At 55.1% G+C, this 16,883-nt stretch carries 16 protein-coding genes; 8 read left to right on the top strand and 8 right to left on the bottom strand.

Going from position 1 to position 16,883, the window contains the following annotated elements:
• Positions 1 to 20 precede the first annotated feature (20 nt).
• Positions 21 to 395, top strand: coding sequence for a hypothetical protein (locus ACVTFQ_RS28025; RefSeq protein WP_470424316.1), 375 nt, complete (start codon positions 21 to 23; stop codon positions 393 to 395).
• Between the two features lie 344 nt (positions 396 to 739).
• Here ACVTFQ_RS28025 and ACVTFQ_RS28030 read toward each other — a convergent pair whose 3' ends face one another.
• The 4 genes from ACVTFQ_RS28030 to ACVTFQ_RS28045 all read right to left on the bottom strand — a co-directional run bounded on the left by ACVTFQ_RS28030 (position 740) and on the right by ACVTFQ_RS28045 (position 4,886).
• On the bottom strand, positions 740 to 2,329 hold the full coding sequence (locus ACVTFQ_RS28030) for a Na+/H+ antiporter (protein ID WP_112949899.1): 1,590 nt from the start codon (positions 2,327 to 2,329) through the stop codon (positions 740 to 742).
• 45 nt (positions 2,330 to 2,374) lie between these two features.
• The gene (locus tag ACVTFQ_RS28035; RefSeq protein ID WP_470424317.1) at positions 2,375 to 3,220 is read right to left on the bottom strand and encodes a nitroreductase family protein; all 846 of its coding nucleotides are present in this window, start codon (positions 3,218 to 3,220) and stop codon (positions 2,375 to 2,377) included.
• A 119-nt stretch (positions 3,221 to 3,339) separates the two neighbouring features.
• The gene (locus ACVTFQ_RS28040; RefSeq protein ID WP_112949897.1) at positions 3,340 to 4,338 is read right to left on the bottom strand and encodes an NAD(P)H-quinone oxidoreductase; all 999 of its coding nucleotides are present in this window, start codon (positions 4,336 to 4,338) and stop codon (positions 3,340 to 3,342) included.
• Positions 4,335 to 4,886: a hypothetical protein gene (locus ACVTFQ_RS28045; protein WP_112949896.1), complete on the bottom strand. Its 552-nt coding sequence runs from the start codon at positions 4,884 to 4,886 to the stop codon at positions 4,335 to 4,337. The genes ACVTFQ_RS28040 and ACVTFQ_RS28045 overlap by 4 nt, the downstream gene beginning before the upstream one ends.
• A 333-nt stretch (positions 4,887 to 5,219) precedes the next feature.
• Here ACVTFQ_RS28045 and ACVTFQ_RS28050 point away from each other — a divergent pair, with 333 nt between their 5' ends.
• The 3 genes from ACVTFQ_RS28050 to moaA are packed head-to-tail and all read left to right on the top strand — an operon-like array spanning position 5,220 to position 7,293.
• Positions 5,220 to 5,627, top strand: coding sequence for a LysR family transcriptional regulator (locus ACVTFQ_RS28050; RefSeq protein ID WP_470424318.1), 408 nt, complete (start codon positions 5,220 to 5,222; stop codon positions 5,625 to 5,627).
• Positions 5,539 to 6,234 (top strand): substrate binding domain-containing protein, encoded by a 696-nt coding sequence (locus ACVTFQ_RS28055; RefSeq protein ID WP_470424624.1) that lies wholly within the window; start codon positions 5,539 to 5,541, stop codon positions 6,232 to 6,234. The genes ACVTFQ_RS28050 and ACVTFQ_RS28055 overlap by 89 nt, the downstream gene beginning before the upstream one ends.
• 18 nt (positions 6,235 to 6,252) lie before the next feature.
• A complete protein-coding gene (gene moaA / locus ACVTFQ_RS28060; RefSeq protein WP_112980951.1) occupies positions 6,253 to 7,293 on the top strand; it encodes a GTP 3',8-cyclase MoaA in 1,041 nt (346 codons plus the stop codon).
• A gap of 109 nt (positions 7,294 to 7,402) precedes the next feature.
• On the opposite strand, the gene ACVTFQ_RS28065 is transcribed toward moaA, so the two are convergent.
• The 3 genes from ACVTFQ_RS28065 to ACVTFQ_RS28075 are packed head-to-tail and all read right to left on the bottom strand — an operon-like array spanning position 7,403 to position 10,053.
• Complete coding sequence (locus ACVTFQ_RS28065) at positions 7,403 to 7,771, bottom strand: response regulator transcription factor (protein WP_112949894.1); 369 nt, start codon at positions 7,769 to 7,771, stop codon at positions 7,403 to 7,405.
• A 34-nt stretch (positions 7,772 to 7,805) separates the two neighbouring features.
• The gene (locus ACVTFQ_RS28070; RefSeq protein ID WP_112949893.1) at positions 7,806 to 8,483 is read right to left on the bottom strand and encodes a response regulator transcription factor; all 678 of its coding nucleotides are present in this window, start codon (positions 8,481 to 8,483) and stop codon (positions 7,806 to 7,808) included.
• A complete protein-coding gene (locus ACVTFQ_RS28075) occupies positions 8,476 to 10,053 on the bottom strand; it encodes a PAS domain-containing sensor histidine kinase (RefSeq protein ID WP_470424319.1) in 1,578 nt (525 codons plus the stop codon). The genes ACVTFQ_RS28070 and ACVTFQ_RS28075 overlap by 8 nt, the downstream gene beginning before the upstream one ends.
• 996 nt (positions 10,054 to 11,049) lie before the next feature.
• Between ACVTFQ_RS28075 and ACVTFQ_RS28080 the strand changes: the two genes are divergently transcribed.
• The 4 genes from ACVTFQ_RS28080 to mqo are packed head-to-tail and all read left to right on the top strand — an operon-like array spanning position 11,050 to position 15,715.
• Positions 11,050 to 12,342, top strand: a complete 1,293-nt coding sequence (locus ACVTFQ_RS28080; RefSeq protein WP_112949891.1) for a threonine/serine exporter family protein — start codon at positions 11,050 to 11,052, stop codon at positions 12,340 to 12,342.
• A complete protein-coding gene (fumC, locus tag ACVTFQ_RS28085; RefSeq protein WP_112949890.1) occupies positions 12,335 to 13,795 on the top strand; it encodes a class II fumarate hydratase in 1,461 nt (486 codons plus the stop codon). The genes ACVTFQ_RS28080 and fumC overlap by 8 nt, the downstream gene beginning before the upstream one ends.
• A gap of 35 nt (positions 13,796 to 13,830) precedes the next feature.
• Complete coding sequence (locus ACVTFQ_RS28090) at positions 13,831 to 14,208, top strand: cupin domain-containing protein (protein WP_112949889.1); 378 nt, start codon at positions 13,831 to 13,833, stop codon at positions 14,206 to 14,208.
• A gap of 13 nt (positions 14,209 to 14,221) precedes the next feature.
• A complete protein-coding gene (gene mqo / locus ACVTFQ_RS28095) occupies positions 14,222 to 15,715 on the top strand; it encodes a malate dehydrogenase (quinone) (RefSeq protein WP_112989101.1) in 1,494 nt (497 codons plus the stop codon).
• A 446-nt stretch (positions 15,716 to 16,161) separates the two neighbouring features.
• On the opposite strand, the gene ACVTFQ_RS28100 is transcribed toward mqo, so the two are convergent.
• The gene (locus ACVTFQ_RS28100; protein WP_470424320.1) at positions 16,162 to 16,791 is read right to left on the bottom strand and encodes an outer membrane protein; all 630 of its coding nucleotides are present in this window, start codon (positions 16,789 to 16,791) and stop codon (positions 16,162 to 16,164) included.
• Positions 16,792 to 16,883 lie beyond the last annotated feature (92 nt).

Genomic DNA, 16,883 nt, shown 5'->3' on the forward strand with positions numbered 1-16,883 from the left:
TAGTCTCCGCAATCGTAGTGATGGGCAAGACTGATGAAGAAGCCGAGCGTCTAGCACGGTCACAGCTTTACTTCATGTCTGCATTTCGTTCGGGTGAACCTGTGCAGCCGCAAATGCTCGTCGAGCAGTCTGAACAGGTGGAATTCCCAGAGCGCTACGATGATCTGGTAGCCAATTTCCGTCGCTCTTGGATAATTGGATCACCTGATCGGGTGGCCGACGGCGTAGAAGCGCTCGCTGCCGAGCTTGGCGTCGACGAGATGATGATCAATCCCGTGGTCGCCGCCGACGCTAGCCAGGCTTCAAATCGTGCACCGAACAGGGAGTTTACGCTATCGGCTTTAGCTGAGCGCTTCCCGCAAAAGGCACAGAGCTTCCTGGCCGGAAACGTCTGAGATTACTAATCTTGACGCGTAGGCCGTTGGAGTTGCTGGCACCAGCGACCGGGGTCGAGGCTCACTTTCGTCGATTGTAGATACGGATCTCGTCGGTAAACACGATAGTTTTTGACGATGATATGATTGAGCGACGCTCCAGCGAATGCACGAGCTCCCCAATTTTTTGGGGTGGTCGGCATTGTCGGCTGGGAAAGCCAGATCACAAGCATTGCATTGATGGATTCGGCACTCCTCAGGAGGCCTGAGCACTGATGCGGTCTAACGCTGCTGCGCCAGCATCACGCCAGTTGCCACCTTGCAGCTCCAAAGAGGGGCCGGACGGCAAATTTGACCACATCCTGTCAAGTCGGATTCCCTTCGCGCAATCTTCGCTCAGCAACGATTTCTTTGAGATCCAGGTCTTGTTCTATATCTTTCATTGCGCGGTCTGAAAGATGGCCCGAACGGTACATGCGAAGAACTTCCGAGCGCCCTACCCTAATCGCGGCCAAGACCGCTTCAAAATGCTCAACTGTAAGCGGGCGGAGAGAATCGGTCTGAATACCGACGCGTGGCGCCGTGTTGACGCTAAACAGGTTCTCATCGATGCCTCCAGAACGTCGATTTCGCACGGGATGCTGCTGCATCGTTTGGATTTGAATATCGGCTATCTTTTTTCTTGCCGTCGCCTCTTCTCTCGATAGCTGAGAGTTGCTTTGTAAAGAGATCGAAGGGAATAGCTTTATCAAAAGCGGCAACGTTGTGCCCTGCACGAGTACCGTGACTAAGATCACTCCGAACGCTGAAGCGAGAACCAAGTCGCGCCCTGGAAATCCAACGGGGAGCGAGAGTGCGGCAGCCAACGTCACTACACCGCGCATCCCAGCCCAGCTAGCTATAACTGTGATTGGAATTGATGGAGGATTTCGCGGCTTGATACCGACCCTGACCAGCGCAGTCCAGAGCAAATCTGAGGCGAAGAGCCACAGGAAGCGTGCGCATATCACAGTCAACACGACGCATGCCACGGGCATGGCAAGACTGCGGACACCTTCCCCAAGGCTCTCAAACCGATCGAGCGCCTCTCTCAGAGATAGACCAACGAGAATGAATAGCAGCGACTCTATCAGAAAGACAAATATCGACCAAAAAGCCTGGGCCTTAATGCGCGTCGTTGCCGAAAATATCTCATGCTGTTGCCAGCCTAGCATGAGGCCGGTAGTCACCGTCGCCAAAACACCGGAGAACCCCATGGCACTCGAAACCATATAGGAGACCGCCGCAAGGAGTATCGTGCCCGTGACCACGAGATCGCTGTTACCAAACCGGCGTAGCAGACGCATCGAGATCCAACCGATGCAAAACCCCACGGCCACACCTCCCACCGATACGAGGAGGAAAGAGCCAACAGCACTTGCGGGATAGAAAGAGCCGCTTAAGGCCGAGGCCAGCGCAAAGTGAAATAGCACAAGTCCGCTGGCATCGTTGACCAAGCTCTCGCCCGTCAACACTGCTGTGAGTCGGTTAGGTAGTCGAAGTTTTTCCAACACCGCCTTGGCAGCGACGGCGTCTGGTGGTGAGACGACAGCTCCTAGCGCGAACGCGGCAGACCACGGTAGGTCGGGTCGAAGCCAGTGGACAACATAACCAACCGAGACCGTTGTGAAGACCACCGCCCCTATGGCGAGAGACGAAATCGCTGCGAAATATTGTTTGAAATCTAGCCAAACTGTCCTGTACGCACTGCTAAGCAGCAGTGGAGGAAGGAAGATAACGAGGATCAGGTTGGGGTCAATTGTGACCGCAGGAATGCCGGGAACGAACGCAAGAGCCGCGCCTCCTACAATCAAAGCTGCGGCTGGCGGCAATCTGAGGCGCTGTGCCGCCAATTCCAGGACAACAACGGCAAGCAAGAGACCGACCAGGAATTCATATTCGAGCTCTATCGACATCCCGCCTTCACTCGCATGTTCGCTGGCTCGCCAAACCGTAAATGTTTATAAAACGCCCGCATTTGCAGATCGCATGAACGTCATGTAACGATCTCTCCCGTCCAATGAGGCTTTCGTACTCAAGCGCACAGCGACCTTGCTCGACCAATTGACCGAAGCCATCCACTGCTTGCTTTGGAAATGCTTCATCACCTGGTCGTAAGCAGAAATCTCGTCACGTTGAGCGATCCGGTAGGTTTCTTCGTGCACAACGACTCGTTGGGGCAGACGTGGCTTGATGTCGGTATTGTTTCGGAGCGCGGGTCGACCGATCACCAAACCTGCGACCGGAATGCATCGATCGGGGAGCTTCAGTAGCGAAGCCAGCTTTTCTGCATTGTTTCTTACGGCGCCGATGAAGCATGTACCGTAGCCAAGGGCCTCGAACGCCAGGGCAGCATTTTGTGCGGCCATGCTGGCGTCAATGATGCCTAGCATGCTTGTCTCAAAGTAATCGAAGGCATCGTTGGACGTTCCCTTCTCTTCAGAGATCGCAAAGTTGCGGCTCTGATCCGCTAGCCACACAAGCATCAAGGGTGCGGTATCGATCTGTCCCTGATTGCCACAAAGTCTGTTTACAGCGCTCTTGTGCTGGCGGTCGCTAATTCTGATAACGCTCCAGCTCTGAAGATGCGACGACGTTGCCGCCGATTGAGCTGCCGCGATGGCTGCGGTGATATCGCTCTCCAGTACCTCTTCGTGCGTGAAGTCACGAATAGTTCGGTGCATCATGATATGATTGATGATGGAACTCTGAGAGGAGGTCAGCCCGTGATCTGTTCCATAGCGATCGACCAATATATCGTTGACTGGCTGAACGTATCTCACGGCGTAATCCTGATTGTTGGTCACGCTGGGCTCCTTCTCGAAGGCATGTGGTAAAGGGCTATTGGCAGAGGTTTGATTGGCGACCTGGTTTCTGGCCAAATCGTAGATCTAGAAGGGCAGCATTCCTGTTGCCCTCCTTGGCTCTAGAGTTCGAGATCATCGTCCACTGTGAGAACGATCTTTCCGAAGCCACCGCCGGTCTCCATATACTTGTGCGCTTCCGCGGCACCCGGCAGTGGGAAGATCTGCCCGACGATGGGACGAAGCCGCCCTTCAGCAAACAGCGGCAGGCCATTCTCAGCAAAGCGACGAACCATGGCTCGCTTCTCCTCGGCATTGCGCGACTTCATTACAGTCCCGATAATTCGCAAATGATTGTGAAGCACGAGACTCAAAGGAACCTGCACGTTCTCTTCGCCGCTAAGCAGACCGACTTGGACAAGCCTGCCTCCCGGCTTGAGACTGCGAAGATTTCGGACGAAGTAGTCACCGCCAACAAAGTCGACAATGACATCCACGCCGTGACCGTTGGTTGCGTCCTTGGCACCTGCTTCGAAATCCTCGGCGATGTAGTCGAAAACCCTGTCTGCACCAAGGGCCTGAACTTCGCTTCGACGCGCGGCTGAAGCAGTCGCAAGCACGCGAGCACCCAAAGCGTGACCGATTTGGACTGCCGCCGATCCGATCCCGCCTGCTGCAGCATGGATCAAAACGACGGCCCCCAATTTGATCTGCCCCAGGTGAACCAAGGCTTCCCAGGCGGTTACGAAAGACTCCATGACAGCAGCGGCTTCCACGTAACTAAGATCGGCCGGAATTTTGACCGCCATGCTTCGATCGACCCGAGCATATTCGGCATAGGCGCCACCGCCGACAATCGCCATCACACGTTCGCCAGGAACAATGTCTTCGACATCCGAACCCACTTCGACCACTTCGCCAGCAAGCTCCAAACCGAGTAGCGGGCTCTCGCCATAGTTTTGCGTACCGTAGTAACCCTCGCGCTGAAGCAGGTCGGCGCGGTTGACGCCAAGTGCTTTCACGCTCACCAGAAGGTCGCCAGGCCGAGGTTCGGGACGTGGAACGTCGGCAAGGCGGAGAACATCCGCCTTGCCGAACTGATCATAGGTGATCGCCTTCACTTGGCTGCTACCTTAGCACGAGCCTTGCGAGCAATGCTTTCCGCGAAGAACGGCGTTTCGCGATGATTGTGGTCACCACCTGCAGCCTGGCGAGCGGCAGCTGCATCTTCAAACGACTGACCATGCTTTTCAATGAAAGCCATGAATGCATCAGTCGGGTGGCAAGTGACCTTGTTGGTGTAGCGGGTGCGGTTGCCCTCGATAGATTCGGCAATCAGTTCCCAAATCACGTTGACCTGAGTGCGCTCTCCGGTCGGAGTGAAGACGTCGGAGATCGAATTCATCCGGCAATACGAGGGAGTAGCTTCGTCGGCGACGTAGTGTTGAATGACCAAGCCCGTGCCGATCTTTTCGACGTTGATGGACATCCTGCGGCCGTCGTCAGTGAAAGTCGCACCGCATGCAACGTGATCGGGAGCGCAGCAACGCTGGTACTCAGCTTCCGGGAGATTGAAGAGCCAATCTGCGATATCAATCTGATCGAGCGGGACGTCGATCTCATGCGAGTAGGCTGACAGGGAAAGCAGCTTGTCGGTGATTACTTTCATGATCGTTTCCTTTCGGTATTCGGCATCTATTCATCGCGTGCCGAGTGGCACCGTGGTGACGCATTGGAGTTGGTCGTGCTGAGCAAACCGGGCATCTGCTCTGAGCCGAAATTGGCACTACCGCGCCGATGGCTCAATCAGACCTGGAGTGCCAAAATCTATCCATTGGTTTAGGTTCGCGGAGGCAGGACCGGTAAGGGTACGTCCACTCGTCACTCAATCGGCGATGCGATTGCATTGCCGTTTGCAGCGAGCGTTACCTGATAATTGCATGAGGTAGTCGCCCGGGATAAGACAGAAAATATCGGAAACTGCTTTGCGTTGAGGTCAAAGATGAAAGCTGATTTTCTATCGACCTTCATTGACGTGGTGCAGGCAGGAAGCTTTTCAGGGGCTGCCCGGAAGCGAGCAATTACCCCATCGGCGGTCGTTCGACAGATCGACACTCTAGAGGCGGATCTTGGTCTCGCACTCCTCATCAGGTCAACTCGCGCCCTCACACTAACGGACGCCGGAGAGAGACTTCACGAGCGGGCCCTGCGTCTCCGTGATGACCTCGCGGATACCCACGCCGAGGTTTCCGCTTTCGGTGGGTCTGTATCAGGGACGCTGCGGATCGGGTGCCTGCCAACCTTTCGGGAAGCGCTATGTCCTGCCACTCCTCGCGTCACTTCAAGCCCAGCACCCTGCCCTAAAACTCGAGTTGGAGCTCGCGGAAAGGCTTTCCGATCCGGTGCTTGAACGTCTGGACTTGGTCATCCGGATGGGTGCGTTACCGAACAGCACGCTAATTGGCACAAAATTGGCGCCGTATCATCGTCATCTCGTGGCAAGTCAACGCTATGTTAGCAATGAGGGCCTGCCAAGGTCAGTCGACGATCTATCCTCACACAGACTGATTGAAAAACTTCATGGCGACGCCCTCCTTGGCTGGAGGGATGTCCTTGGCACAAGAGCCGGTGCAAAGGGTAGCAGCGCTGTCACCTTCCGCACGGATGACTTTGAGGCCCTACAAAGCGCCGCGTTAGCTGATATGGGGATAGCATTCCTCCCGAGCCGGGTTGTTGGGCCGCTTATCAATCACGGCAAGTTGGTCCGGCTCCTCCCCGACCTCGAACGTTGGAACGACGATCCGGAGGGAATTTTTCTACTGAGAGCATTACCGCAGCAAGCGCTCGCGTTCACGCATTCTCTGAGGCCCTCGTTACTTCAATTGGCAATCCTCCGGTGTGGGAGCATTCGCGCCCAACCTCGGAGGCTAAACACCAGCAGGAGCACTCCCGACGCAGCTATTCCTATACCTAAGTATGGTTGCCGCCCCGGTGTCCGCGCGGCATCTCTCTGCTGAAATGGGAAGGATTGCGCAATGTTAAAGGCGGCAACTCTAACGAATGTTGGCCCGGCAACCCCGAATCTGGGCTTGGCCGATCCATTTGGAAGGTCTATTACTTATCTCCGTGTCTCGGTCACCGACCGTTGCGACTTTCGTTGCACCTACTGCATGTCAGAAAACATGACATTCCTGAAAAAAGCGGATCTTCTTACTCTCGACGAGCTTGAGCGCTTATGCTCCGCATTTATATCGAAGGGTGTCCGAAAGTTGCGTCTGACCGGCGGCGAACCGTTGGTCCGCAAAAACATCATGCAACTAGTAAGGAATCTGGGAAGGCAGATCGGTCATGGTCTAGATGAACTGACGTTGACCACAAACGGCTCGCAGTTGGCTCGATTTGCCGATGAGCTCGCCGACTGTGGTGTACGCCGCATAAATGTCTCACTCGACACTCTCGATCCCCAGAAGTTTCGCGAGATCACCCGCTGGGGCGACTTCTCAAAGGTTATGGACGGCATCGACGCTGCTCAGAAAGCAGGCCTCGCGGTGAAGCTGAATACCGTCGCCCTGAAAGGCTTTAACGACGTTGAGATGCCATCTATAATTCGGTTTGCCCACGGAAGAGGCATGGATGTCACAGTAATTGAGACTATGCCGATGGGAAAAATCGAGGAGGATCGTACGGATCGATATCTGCCACTCTCGCATCTGCGGGCCCAGCTTGAACAACAATTCACCTTGCTGGACCTTAGTTTCCGAACCGGAGGCCCTTCTCGTTATGTGCAAGTCGCTGAAACAGGCGGTCGACTTGGGTTCATCACGCCGATGACCCATAACTTCTGCGAGAGTTGTAACCGTGTGCGCCTGACCTGCACCGGTACGCTTTACATGTGCCTGGGTCAGGACGATGCCGCGGACCTACGTTCCGTGATGCGGGATGGTAATGACGACAGGGAGCTACATGCCGCGATCGATGAGGCTATACGTCGAAAGCCTAAAGGCCATGACTTCATTATAGATCGGAACCACAATCGGCCTAGCGTTGCACGCCACATGAGTGTGACCGGCGGCTGAGATCGCTCTGTAGCAGAGAATTAGATGGAAGCGGCCGAGGGATTTCTGGTCAGGCATTGAAGCACGGAACTTCGCCTGAAGCTTTGCCTTCAGATGATACGAGAGCGTGTCAGGTGGACACAGCCTCCTCGACGCACTGGATGAGCTTTTGCAGATCAACCGGTTTCCCAAGAAACGCCAACGCCCCTGCTTCCATAGCGGCCGTTCGCATGTGTTCATCATGATACGACGTCATGAATATCATCGGAGGGCAATCTGCTTCAACGATCAGTCGTCTCTGCAGTTCAATCCCGCTAAGTCCAGGCATCTTCACATCTACGACCATGCAATCGATCGAAGCCCTGGGCCGAAACTCAAGGAACTCCTCAGCGGACGCGAACACACGACTCTCATAGCCCAGAGATTTGATGAGATCGTCCAAGGCTTCGCGGATTGCCAGATCATCATCGACAATGGCTATTAGAGTGGATTTCAACACGGTATTGCAACTTTCATAGGTAATTCACGATATATCAAGCAACGCGCCCGATAACGGGTTGTGATTTGCGGTTCAGGAGTTCATTGGCTTGCTCGACCATGCGCACTAGGTCAGCGATTGATTTGGCCTCCATTTTACGCATGACGTTGCCACGGTGCAGCTTAACAGTGATCTCGCTAATTCCCAGCTTGAACGCGATCTGCTTATTCATCAAACCAGCCACCACGTCTTCAAGCACCTCCCGCTCTCTCTGGGTAAGCGTTTCAAACCGGCCCATAACCTCCTGATGGCGCTGAAGCTCCTGGCGGCGAACGCAATCTCTGCTTATGGCCGTCGATACAGCGTCAAGTAGATCCTGTTCGCGGAATGGCTTAGTAAGGAAGTCTACAGCACCTGCTTTCATCGCTTGGACACCCATCGATATATCGCCGTGCCCGGTCATGAACACGATCGGCAACTGATTTCCCGCACGTTCGAGCTGCGTCTGGAACTCAATACCGCTCACACCTGGCAGCCTTACATCGAGTACGATGCAGCCCGCCCTCGTCAAATCCGCCTGGGCAACAAACTCATTGGGGCTGCCAAACGCTTCAGCTTCAAATTGCATTGATGAGAAGAGATCCAACAAGGCCTCACGGATCGAAATATCATCGTCCACGATGTAGATAACTGGTCGATCAGACGTTCGCTTGGCATTTTTCTGCTCACGCATTAACCGGCTCCTTAGGCAACTTAATCTCGAACACGGCGCCACCATCAGGGTGATTGGAGCCCTCAAGTGAGCCTCCACGCGCCTCAATGGAACTTCTGCAGATTGCTAGACCGATACCCATACCGTTCTCTTTCGTCGTGAAGAACGGAGTGAAGAGCTTTCGCTGCGTCTCCCCTACAAGTCCGTCGCCTGTATCCCGAATTGCGATGGAGATGTAATCAGCCTCGATCGGCCCATCCACCGAAATCGTCACAAGCCTCAGTGCAGGATTAGAATGCGCTATAGCCTGGGCTGCGTTTGCAATCAGGTTGATGAGCACTTGCTGCAATTCAAGTTTGACACCTACCAATTGGATTCGGTCGTTCTGAATGACCTTTACCGTAGTCCGCTCTCGCTGAAGGTCATGCTCCATCAAGGCCAGCGTATCACCAATCAGTTCACCGAGGTCGAACTTCTCTTTATCTTTCGATGCAGCTGACATCGACAAACGGGTGCTCTTAAATATGTCGCTGGCCCTGCCGCTGTCTCGCAAGATTCGCTCAGCCGATCTCTTGGCAGCTTCGATGTCAGGCGGATCGCGGTCTAACCATCGAACCAGCGTTTGACAATTAACCCCAATAGCACCCAAGGGCTGATTGAGATCATGAGCTAATGATGCCGACAACACACCGATAGTAGCCGCCTTGGAGGCACGAGCCAACTCGGCCTGCGCTTCTGTCAGGGCTTTTCGCGCCTCTTCGCGTTGTGTAACGTCTATCATGCTGACCACAACTCGATTGAAAGCCGAAGGGTCGTCAGGGAAGCTGATACTGAGGAGAACCGCCTTTCGCTCTCCATTCCGGTTGATTATCTCGGCATTGTCCTCGAAGTACGCGGCGCCATCCATAATAGCCTGAAGGATGGACAGAAAAGCCTTACTGTCGGCCGGAATATACTGGTGCGTAACGCCTCCTTCGTCAGGGGGCGTCGACGTCCCAAGCAGTTCAATTGCAGCCTCGTTCGCTGCCACGACTTTAATCAGGTCCATGCATGTTGAGACAAATTCGGGATCTGTCTGCGAGTGAGCCGTGACGTCGCTCACACCTGCATGCTTCAGTCCTGCCAGGAAGTCACGAAGCTTCGAGTAATCGCGTTCCCAAAGGGCAACACGGGCCCGGTCAAATATGGATCTGTAGCGAGCTTCACTCTCGCGTAAAGCCGTATTCATTCCGAGCAACTCGGTGCGAGCGCGGTCTGTACGCAGGAGAAGTGCCGTCGTGACGCACAATGCCGCTACTGCCACGCTCAGACGCAGGAAGGTTTGTAAATCAGGCTCTGGGCCATGAGTGAAGAGAAACGAAAGCAGCGACAGTCCGATGAAAATCACCGTGAGGATCTTCAGTCCCGTGCGGTCTATCGCCTCTGCGGCAAGCAGAAGCGAAATTACATAAAGTACCGCAATCGCTCCCTCAATTGATGTCAGAGTGTCGATCGCGAAAACCGCGGCCGCCATTGCAACTGCTGCACCACCAAAAAAGACGTCGTGGCGCCTCGCCCCATGCCTTGCCAGCCTCATTTCCGCACCTTGCACCTGAATCGCTCCTGCCCTTATCACAAGGTTACCGGTTCTCTATGTCTACTGGACCTATACATAAGTGTAGGTTTCCATCTCGGCTCTCCCATACGAAGTCCTCAGACGCCGCCTTGTGGAAAAAGAATGAGGCCGCCTTCTGGGAGGGGGAAGGCGGCCTCCGCGGATACCATCTCCGCAGTTAGGTCCGAGATGAGGGGTTCAGGGACCCGGTAGCTGAGCGCTACGCGACCTCGTCGGGGGGAGCGATCGAGGTAACGAGGCAAAGCTACCTCTGGAGTGCGAGTTCCGTAACTATACTTAGGTCTTGGAATTGGAACTCAACGTCTCGGTCTTGTCAGAGCCTGCCGAAAGATTTTCTGCGATCCGTTCCACGGAGTGCGACAAACGCTCGATCACTAACGGCCCACAACTGGCCTCGGCAATCTCCCTCGATGCTCTTCTGAAAGAGACTGACAGGTCGCATAACGTGGTCTCGAGACTTTGGTTTCCGACTTCCCGAGCGATCCTCGACAATTCGTTCAAGCTCTCAGATAGCTGTAGCACTAGCATATGACGTTTGGCGACAGCCAATGATGCGATCCCATCGATCGATGTTCCCAGGTTGGTGGTGGCCCGCGTGGGAGTAGAGTGTGAGAGGTGTGACACAGGTTTCGCCTCAGATCTGTTGGACACCCGACTCTACAACGGCGTTCATTCTAAACGCATCTGTACCATGGTTCAGGTCACGCAGGCTGCTCGTGCCGTTCACGCTCTAAATTGATCAAGATTGCTCCGCGTGGCGGGGCATTTAACCCCCGTTGGCCGGAGGCCGTAACATCCCAAGGTATCGACTAACCTAGACCAAAGCTTGGTTACGTGTCAGCGAGCCTACTCTTAAATTTCCTTCTGAGTTGCTTTGTACGGTACGTCACCGAAGGAAACTGCTGATGGCCCCTCACATCACTGAACGAATGATGCGCCAATCGAAGGCCGCGGATATGGTTAGTCATTCCGATGGCGTCTGAAACCCTTACCGAGCAAGCGGTGTCTCCAGAGTGCGCTGTACACCTCGCAGTTAGGATTGGGCGCTTGATGTTTTCGAATGGCGCGGACTCTCGGCATGTCGCGGATACAGTCGTGAACGTGGCCTCCGATTTGGGTCAAGAGGCCCATGTCCTAGTCACATCTGATGCTATTCTTGCGACGGTGGGTACGAGCGAACATTTCAGCACAAAGGTTGGTCACCAACTCACGTCTCCGACCGTAAACATGGGTCACCTCTCTGCGCTACGAGCAATCATCGACCAAATACATGCGGGGACCCTGGGGCCGTTCGAAGCAGATCAAAGGCTTGATGCATTGGAGACATCGGGCGGGCGATATCCGATAATCGCCGTGGTGCTTGGACTGGCTATCACCACGGCTTCGCTGGCGCGTCTGTTCGGAGCCACTTGGACCGTCGTGATGGCAGCACTGGTTGCGGGCGCAATAAGTGCGGTGCTCCGGCGTCAAGTTCCGAAGATCTCTGGCAACCAGTTCGCCAGCACTTTTATCATCGCAATACTAAGTGGTCTTGCCGCAGTTTGTGCACTGAGCGCTTACCCCGATGCTTCACCAGTCCTGGCGCTTACAGCTGCGGGGATGGTCCTCGTTCCAGGGGTTCCATTGATAAACGGCATACGCGACATATCCGGTGGATATGCTGGGAACGGGGTCGCGCGGCTGGTTACTGGAACCGTCACAGTCTTGGTGATTGGTTTCGCGCTCTTCACTGTAGGTTTGCTCACTGGGGCCGAGCTTCCTATTGGTACCGGGCCCGGATCACTGCCATTGACAGAAGACCTCGTCTTTTCCGGATTGGCAGCCTTTGGCTTTGCGCTTCTGTTCAATGTTCCTCCTCGAGCGATATTCATCTGCATTCTGACAGGGATCGCTGGTCACGGGCTCCGCTCGGCGTTGGAGCAAGTCGCCGTAAACCTACCGCTTAGCTCACTGATAGGCGCCTTTGCCGCGGGCCTAATCGCTAGAGCGGCCGCGAGCGCTTATCGGTCACCAGCGGTAGTCTTCGCTTTCCCAGGCGTGGTGGCCTTGATCCCGGGATCCTACGGCTTTCGCGCAGGAATAGGTGGACTGCAGATTATGGCCGAGGGTGCGGCAGCCTCTCATGCACTGATCGCTACCACAATCGCGCTCGCGATCACCACAACGGTCACAACTATCGCAATCGCTCTTGGCGTGACCTTATCCCTCGCGGGATCTCACCAAAACCTCTTGAAACTCGAACCAAAGGATCGGAGCAATGCCTGACGAAATCACCAACCACCCGACAATCACTGATCTTGATATCGGGATCGTAGCGCAAGGCACGCGTAGCGAATTCGACTCCATGGGAAGTGTCGACGTACCTGGTGACCGCTACTGGGGTGCGCAGACCCAACGTTCCCTTCATCACTTCGACATCGGTGACGACAGGATGCCAAAAGCCGTCTACCACGCATACGGCTATGTAAAAAAGGCATGTGCGCTCGTTAACGCGGCTGCGGGTAGACTGCCTGAATGGAAGCGAGATGCTATCATTCGCGCTGCCGACGAGACAATCGCCGGTAAGCTTGATGACCACTTTCCGCTGTTTGTCTGGCAAACGGGCTCTGGTACGCAGTCCAACATGAATGTTAACGAGGTAATCTCGAACCGTGCGATCCAATTGCTTGGGGGCACTCTTGGATCTCAGAAGCCCGTCGGTCCCAACGATGACGTCAACATGGGGCAGTCGTCGAACGACACCTTCCCAACGGCAATGCATATTGCCTCGATCGAGGCGATCGACAACTACCTACTCCCCCGAGTGGTGGAACTGGCAGACGCGATTGAGCGTAAAGCAAATACCTGGATGGATGTCGTCAAGATCGGCCGTACTCATCTCGAAGACGCAGTTCCCTTGACCGTTGGTCAGGAATGGCATGGGTGGGCCGGTCAAATTCACGATGCTGTAGCAGCGATCAGGGAAAGCCGCAGCGGTCTTTACCAGTTGGCTGTAGGCGGAACCGCCGTGGGAACCGGGCTTAATGCTCCAAAGGGCTTCTCCAAGGATGTTGCACAGAAGATTGCCGAACTGACCGGGAAGCCATTTGTCACGGCTCCTAACAAATTCACGGCGCAGGGTTCACTTGATGCCATGGTCAGGGCACATGCGGCACTTCGCAACCTGGCTGTCGCGTTGATGAAAATCGCAAATGACATCCGCTGGCTAGCTTCTGGACCGCGCTGCGGCTTTGCAGAGCTTCTGCTTCCTTCAAACGAGCCAGGGTCGTCAATCATGCCTGGTAAGGTGAATCCGACTCAGTGCGAAGCAATGGTCATGATCGCAATCCAGGTGATGGGCAACGACACAGCCGTTTCGTTCGCAGGCAGTCAGGGCAACTTTGAACTGAATGCTATGCGGCCGGTCATCATCAACAATTTTCTCCATTCCGCGCGGATCCTTGCCGATGGCTGCGAGAAGTTTCGCGAGTTCTCCGTTGAAGGTACCGAACTCAACACCAAGCGGATCAAGTCTTACGTGGACGGTAGCGTGATGCTAGTCACCGCACTATCACCCATTATCGGCTATCAGAATGCGGCACACATTGCGGAGAAGGCGATCGCCGACGGCACCACGCTTCGCGAAGCTGCGCTCGCCTCCGGTCACGTCGATGCAGCCCTCTTTGATAAGACGATCACCCCCCTCGCCATGGTCGGAGACGGCTTGGCTGGCGCCTAATATGAAAGGATTTTGATATGATCAGATGCGTAAGAATGTGGACCGGAGCTGACGGCAACTCGTTGTTTGAAGAAGGCACCGTTGATCTCCTACCGGGCGAACGCGGCGATTCCATTGGAAAGCAGGTGGCTGCCAAGAGCATCTCGTTCAGAGAAACGTCATCTGGCGGAGCGTTCGAATGGCACCAAGATCCAGTACCGCAGTTTGTCTTGACGCTCTCTGGCACGTTAGAGTTCGAAACGAAATCGGGTGCCACGTTTACAATCAGGCCCGGCGATGTACTCATTGCCCAGGACAACAGTGGCACGGGCCACAGGTGGCGGTTGATCGGATCAGAACCCTGGCGTCGCGCTTATGTCGTCTACGAAGACGACGTAGACCTGCGTTTCACGCCGAATCCCATAAGCGCATAGAAGGGCCGAACTTATGTCGATCCAAATGACAGACTCTCCAGATATCGTTCTCATCGGTGCCGGCATCATGAGCGCAACGTTGGGCACAGTTTTAAAGGAGCTCGATCCGTCTCTTTCTGTAGTCATGTTTGAGACTCTAAATGACTGTGGTCAGGAAAGCTCCCAATCGTGGAACAACGCAGGGACGGGTCACGCGGCCAACTGCGAGATGAACTATACGCCCCAGCGCCCGGACGGCAGCGTGGACATCTCAAAGGCGCTCGACGTCAACACCGAGTTCGACATATCGAGGCAACTCTGGTCCTACCTCGTCGAGAAAGGTTCCATTCCCGATCCGCGAGCCTTCCTGCATCCCTGCCCTCACATGAGCTTTGTTTGGGGTGCGGCGAACGTCGCTTTCCTGCGTGAGCGATACAAGCAGATGTCGGCTCACCACTGCTACCATGGCATGGAGTACTCCGAAAATCCCGCTCAGATCGCGAAATGGGCGCCGTTGATCATGGAAGGACGCGCTGAAGAGCCAGTGGCTGCGACGCGAATCGTAACAGGGACCGACGTTGACTACGGATCTCTCACCCACCTGCTCGTGGCCCAGCTTTCCAAGCAGCCTGGTTTTACCGCCCGCTACAATCGAAAGGTGATCGCACTCGATCGTAAAGATTCTGGTCGCTGGCGGGTGACGGTAGAGGACGCTATTGACGGCTCTCAGGAAACCGTCTCCGCTAAGTTTGTTTTTATCGGCGCGGGTGGCGCTTCTATCGATCTCCTGCAAAAGTCAGAGATACCGGAAGGCCGTGGGTATGGCGGGTTTCCGGTCAGTGGAATCTGGTTGCGCTGTGATGTTGACGAGGTGAGCGCTCGCCACCACGCTAAGGTCTACGGAAAGGCGGCTAGCGGTTCTCCGCCTATGTCGGTGCCTCACCTCGATACTCGCATCATCGGCGGCCGCAAGTCGCTCCTTTTCGGACCCTATGCTGGCTTTTCGTCGAAGTTTCTCAAACACGGATCGCTGACAGACCTTTTCCACTCCATCACACATGACAACATTTTGCCGTTGCTCGATGTTGCGAAGGACAATTTCGCGCTGACGGAGTACCTCGTAGGCCAGGTGGTTCAAAGTTCATCCCACCAATTTTCGACACTGAAGCAGTTCTTCCCCACTGCGTCACGTGGAGACTGGAAGGAGGCTGTCGCTGGTCAACGTGTTCAGATCATCAAGCCCGACAGCAAGAGGGGCGGCGTTCTCGAGTTTGGCACTGAGCTGGTGCCAGCTAAGGATAAGTCACTCGTGGCACTCTTGGGGGCATCTCCCGGCGCTTCGACAGCAGCCTTCATCGCTATCGAAGTTCTCAAGACCTGCTTCTCGGAGAAATTGACTGAGGAAGAATGGCTTCCAGCTTTGAAGCGAATGATCCCAACTTACGGAATTGACCTCAAGGTTGACGCGGATGCGTGCCGATCAATCCGGGCTGCGACCGCCAAGATACTTCAGATCGAGAACGTTTAAGTTCTCTCAAATCCCCTGCCGAGCGATTCGAATTTTTAAACGCGCCTGGTCCTCCAAGGACCAGGCGCGTCTTCGTTTTGGGAAACTGTTGGCGATGCCTAGAGCGCTGGAGATATTGACCCCGACCTTTCTGCCGCTGAGCGCTGGAGCTCGCTGAAAGAGCTGGAACAGTTCGCTTCAGGTCCACTTAGCCGGGGCCTGGGAGTTAGCGCATCATTTCCACGTTTCTTGAAAAGAGGGGCTCTCATTTGGCGAGCGCTCAGAAAACCATCAATGATGGTTACAAGTCAGGCTGATGGCGACCGGCAACTGGATCGAGGCCGCGCAGCCAAGACTGTCACCCGTTACCTACAATTTTTCGCGGCAAAGCAAAGGCGGCCAGCTGCCATACAAAAGCGCCCGCGCGATGCGCGGACGCTCATCAATCAAGGCCAAATAGCCAAAGCTCAGAACTTCATGCCAACGCCTACCTGAATGACATTCTGTTTGAAATCGACGTTCGTTCCGAACAGCTCGCCCCGGCCGAAATCGTTGTATCGGTATTCGACGCGCCCAAAAATCTTGTCTGTGAACGCATGGTCGACACCTGCGCCAATCGTCCAACCGTTTAAGGTGTCGCTGTCGTTGCCTACCGGCGTCTTCAGCTTGGCATTGGTTGCTGTCCAGCCACCGGCTGCGTAGATCAAAGTGCGGTCAAGAGCATAGCCTGCACGCGCACGGACAGAGCCGCCAAAGCCACCCTTTAGCTTAACGCCGCTGCCGTAGTCCTTGTCAGCCCAGTCGTAGTTCAGATCGCCTTCCACACCGGCTACAAAGCTGTCCGAGAGCTGCCAGTTGTAGCCGGTGAAGCCACCCAAACGCCAGCCGTCGAAGCTATCAGAGCTCAATCCGTCCACCTTGCCGGTACCCCAATCGTAACCGGTATGCGCACCCAGGTAAAAGCCGCCCCAGGAAAATGGCGCCGTATCGCTAGCGACCGGCGGGCTCGGAATTTGATCAACCGCATCGGCGGCAAACGCCGAGGTGGAGGTTGCGAGTGCAGCCAGGGACGCTGCGACAATGAAAAAGCCCTTCATGCTGTGTTCTCCGTTGAAAGCTCATCGCCACATAAGACAAATGCTGTTCTCGTCGCGTCGATGTAATACGGTTCATCCAACACGCTTCACCG

Source organism: Rhizobium sp. O111, from assembly GCF_055616315.1.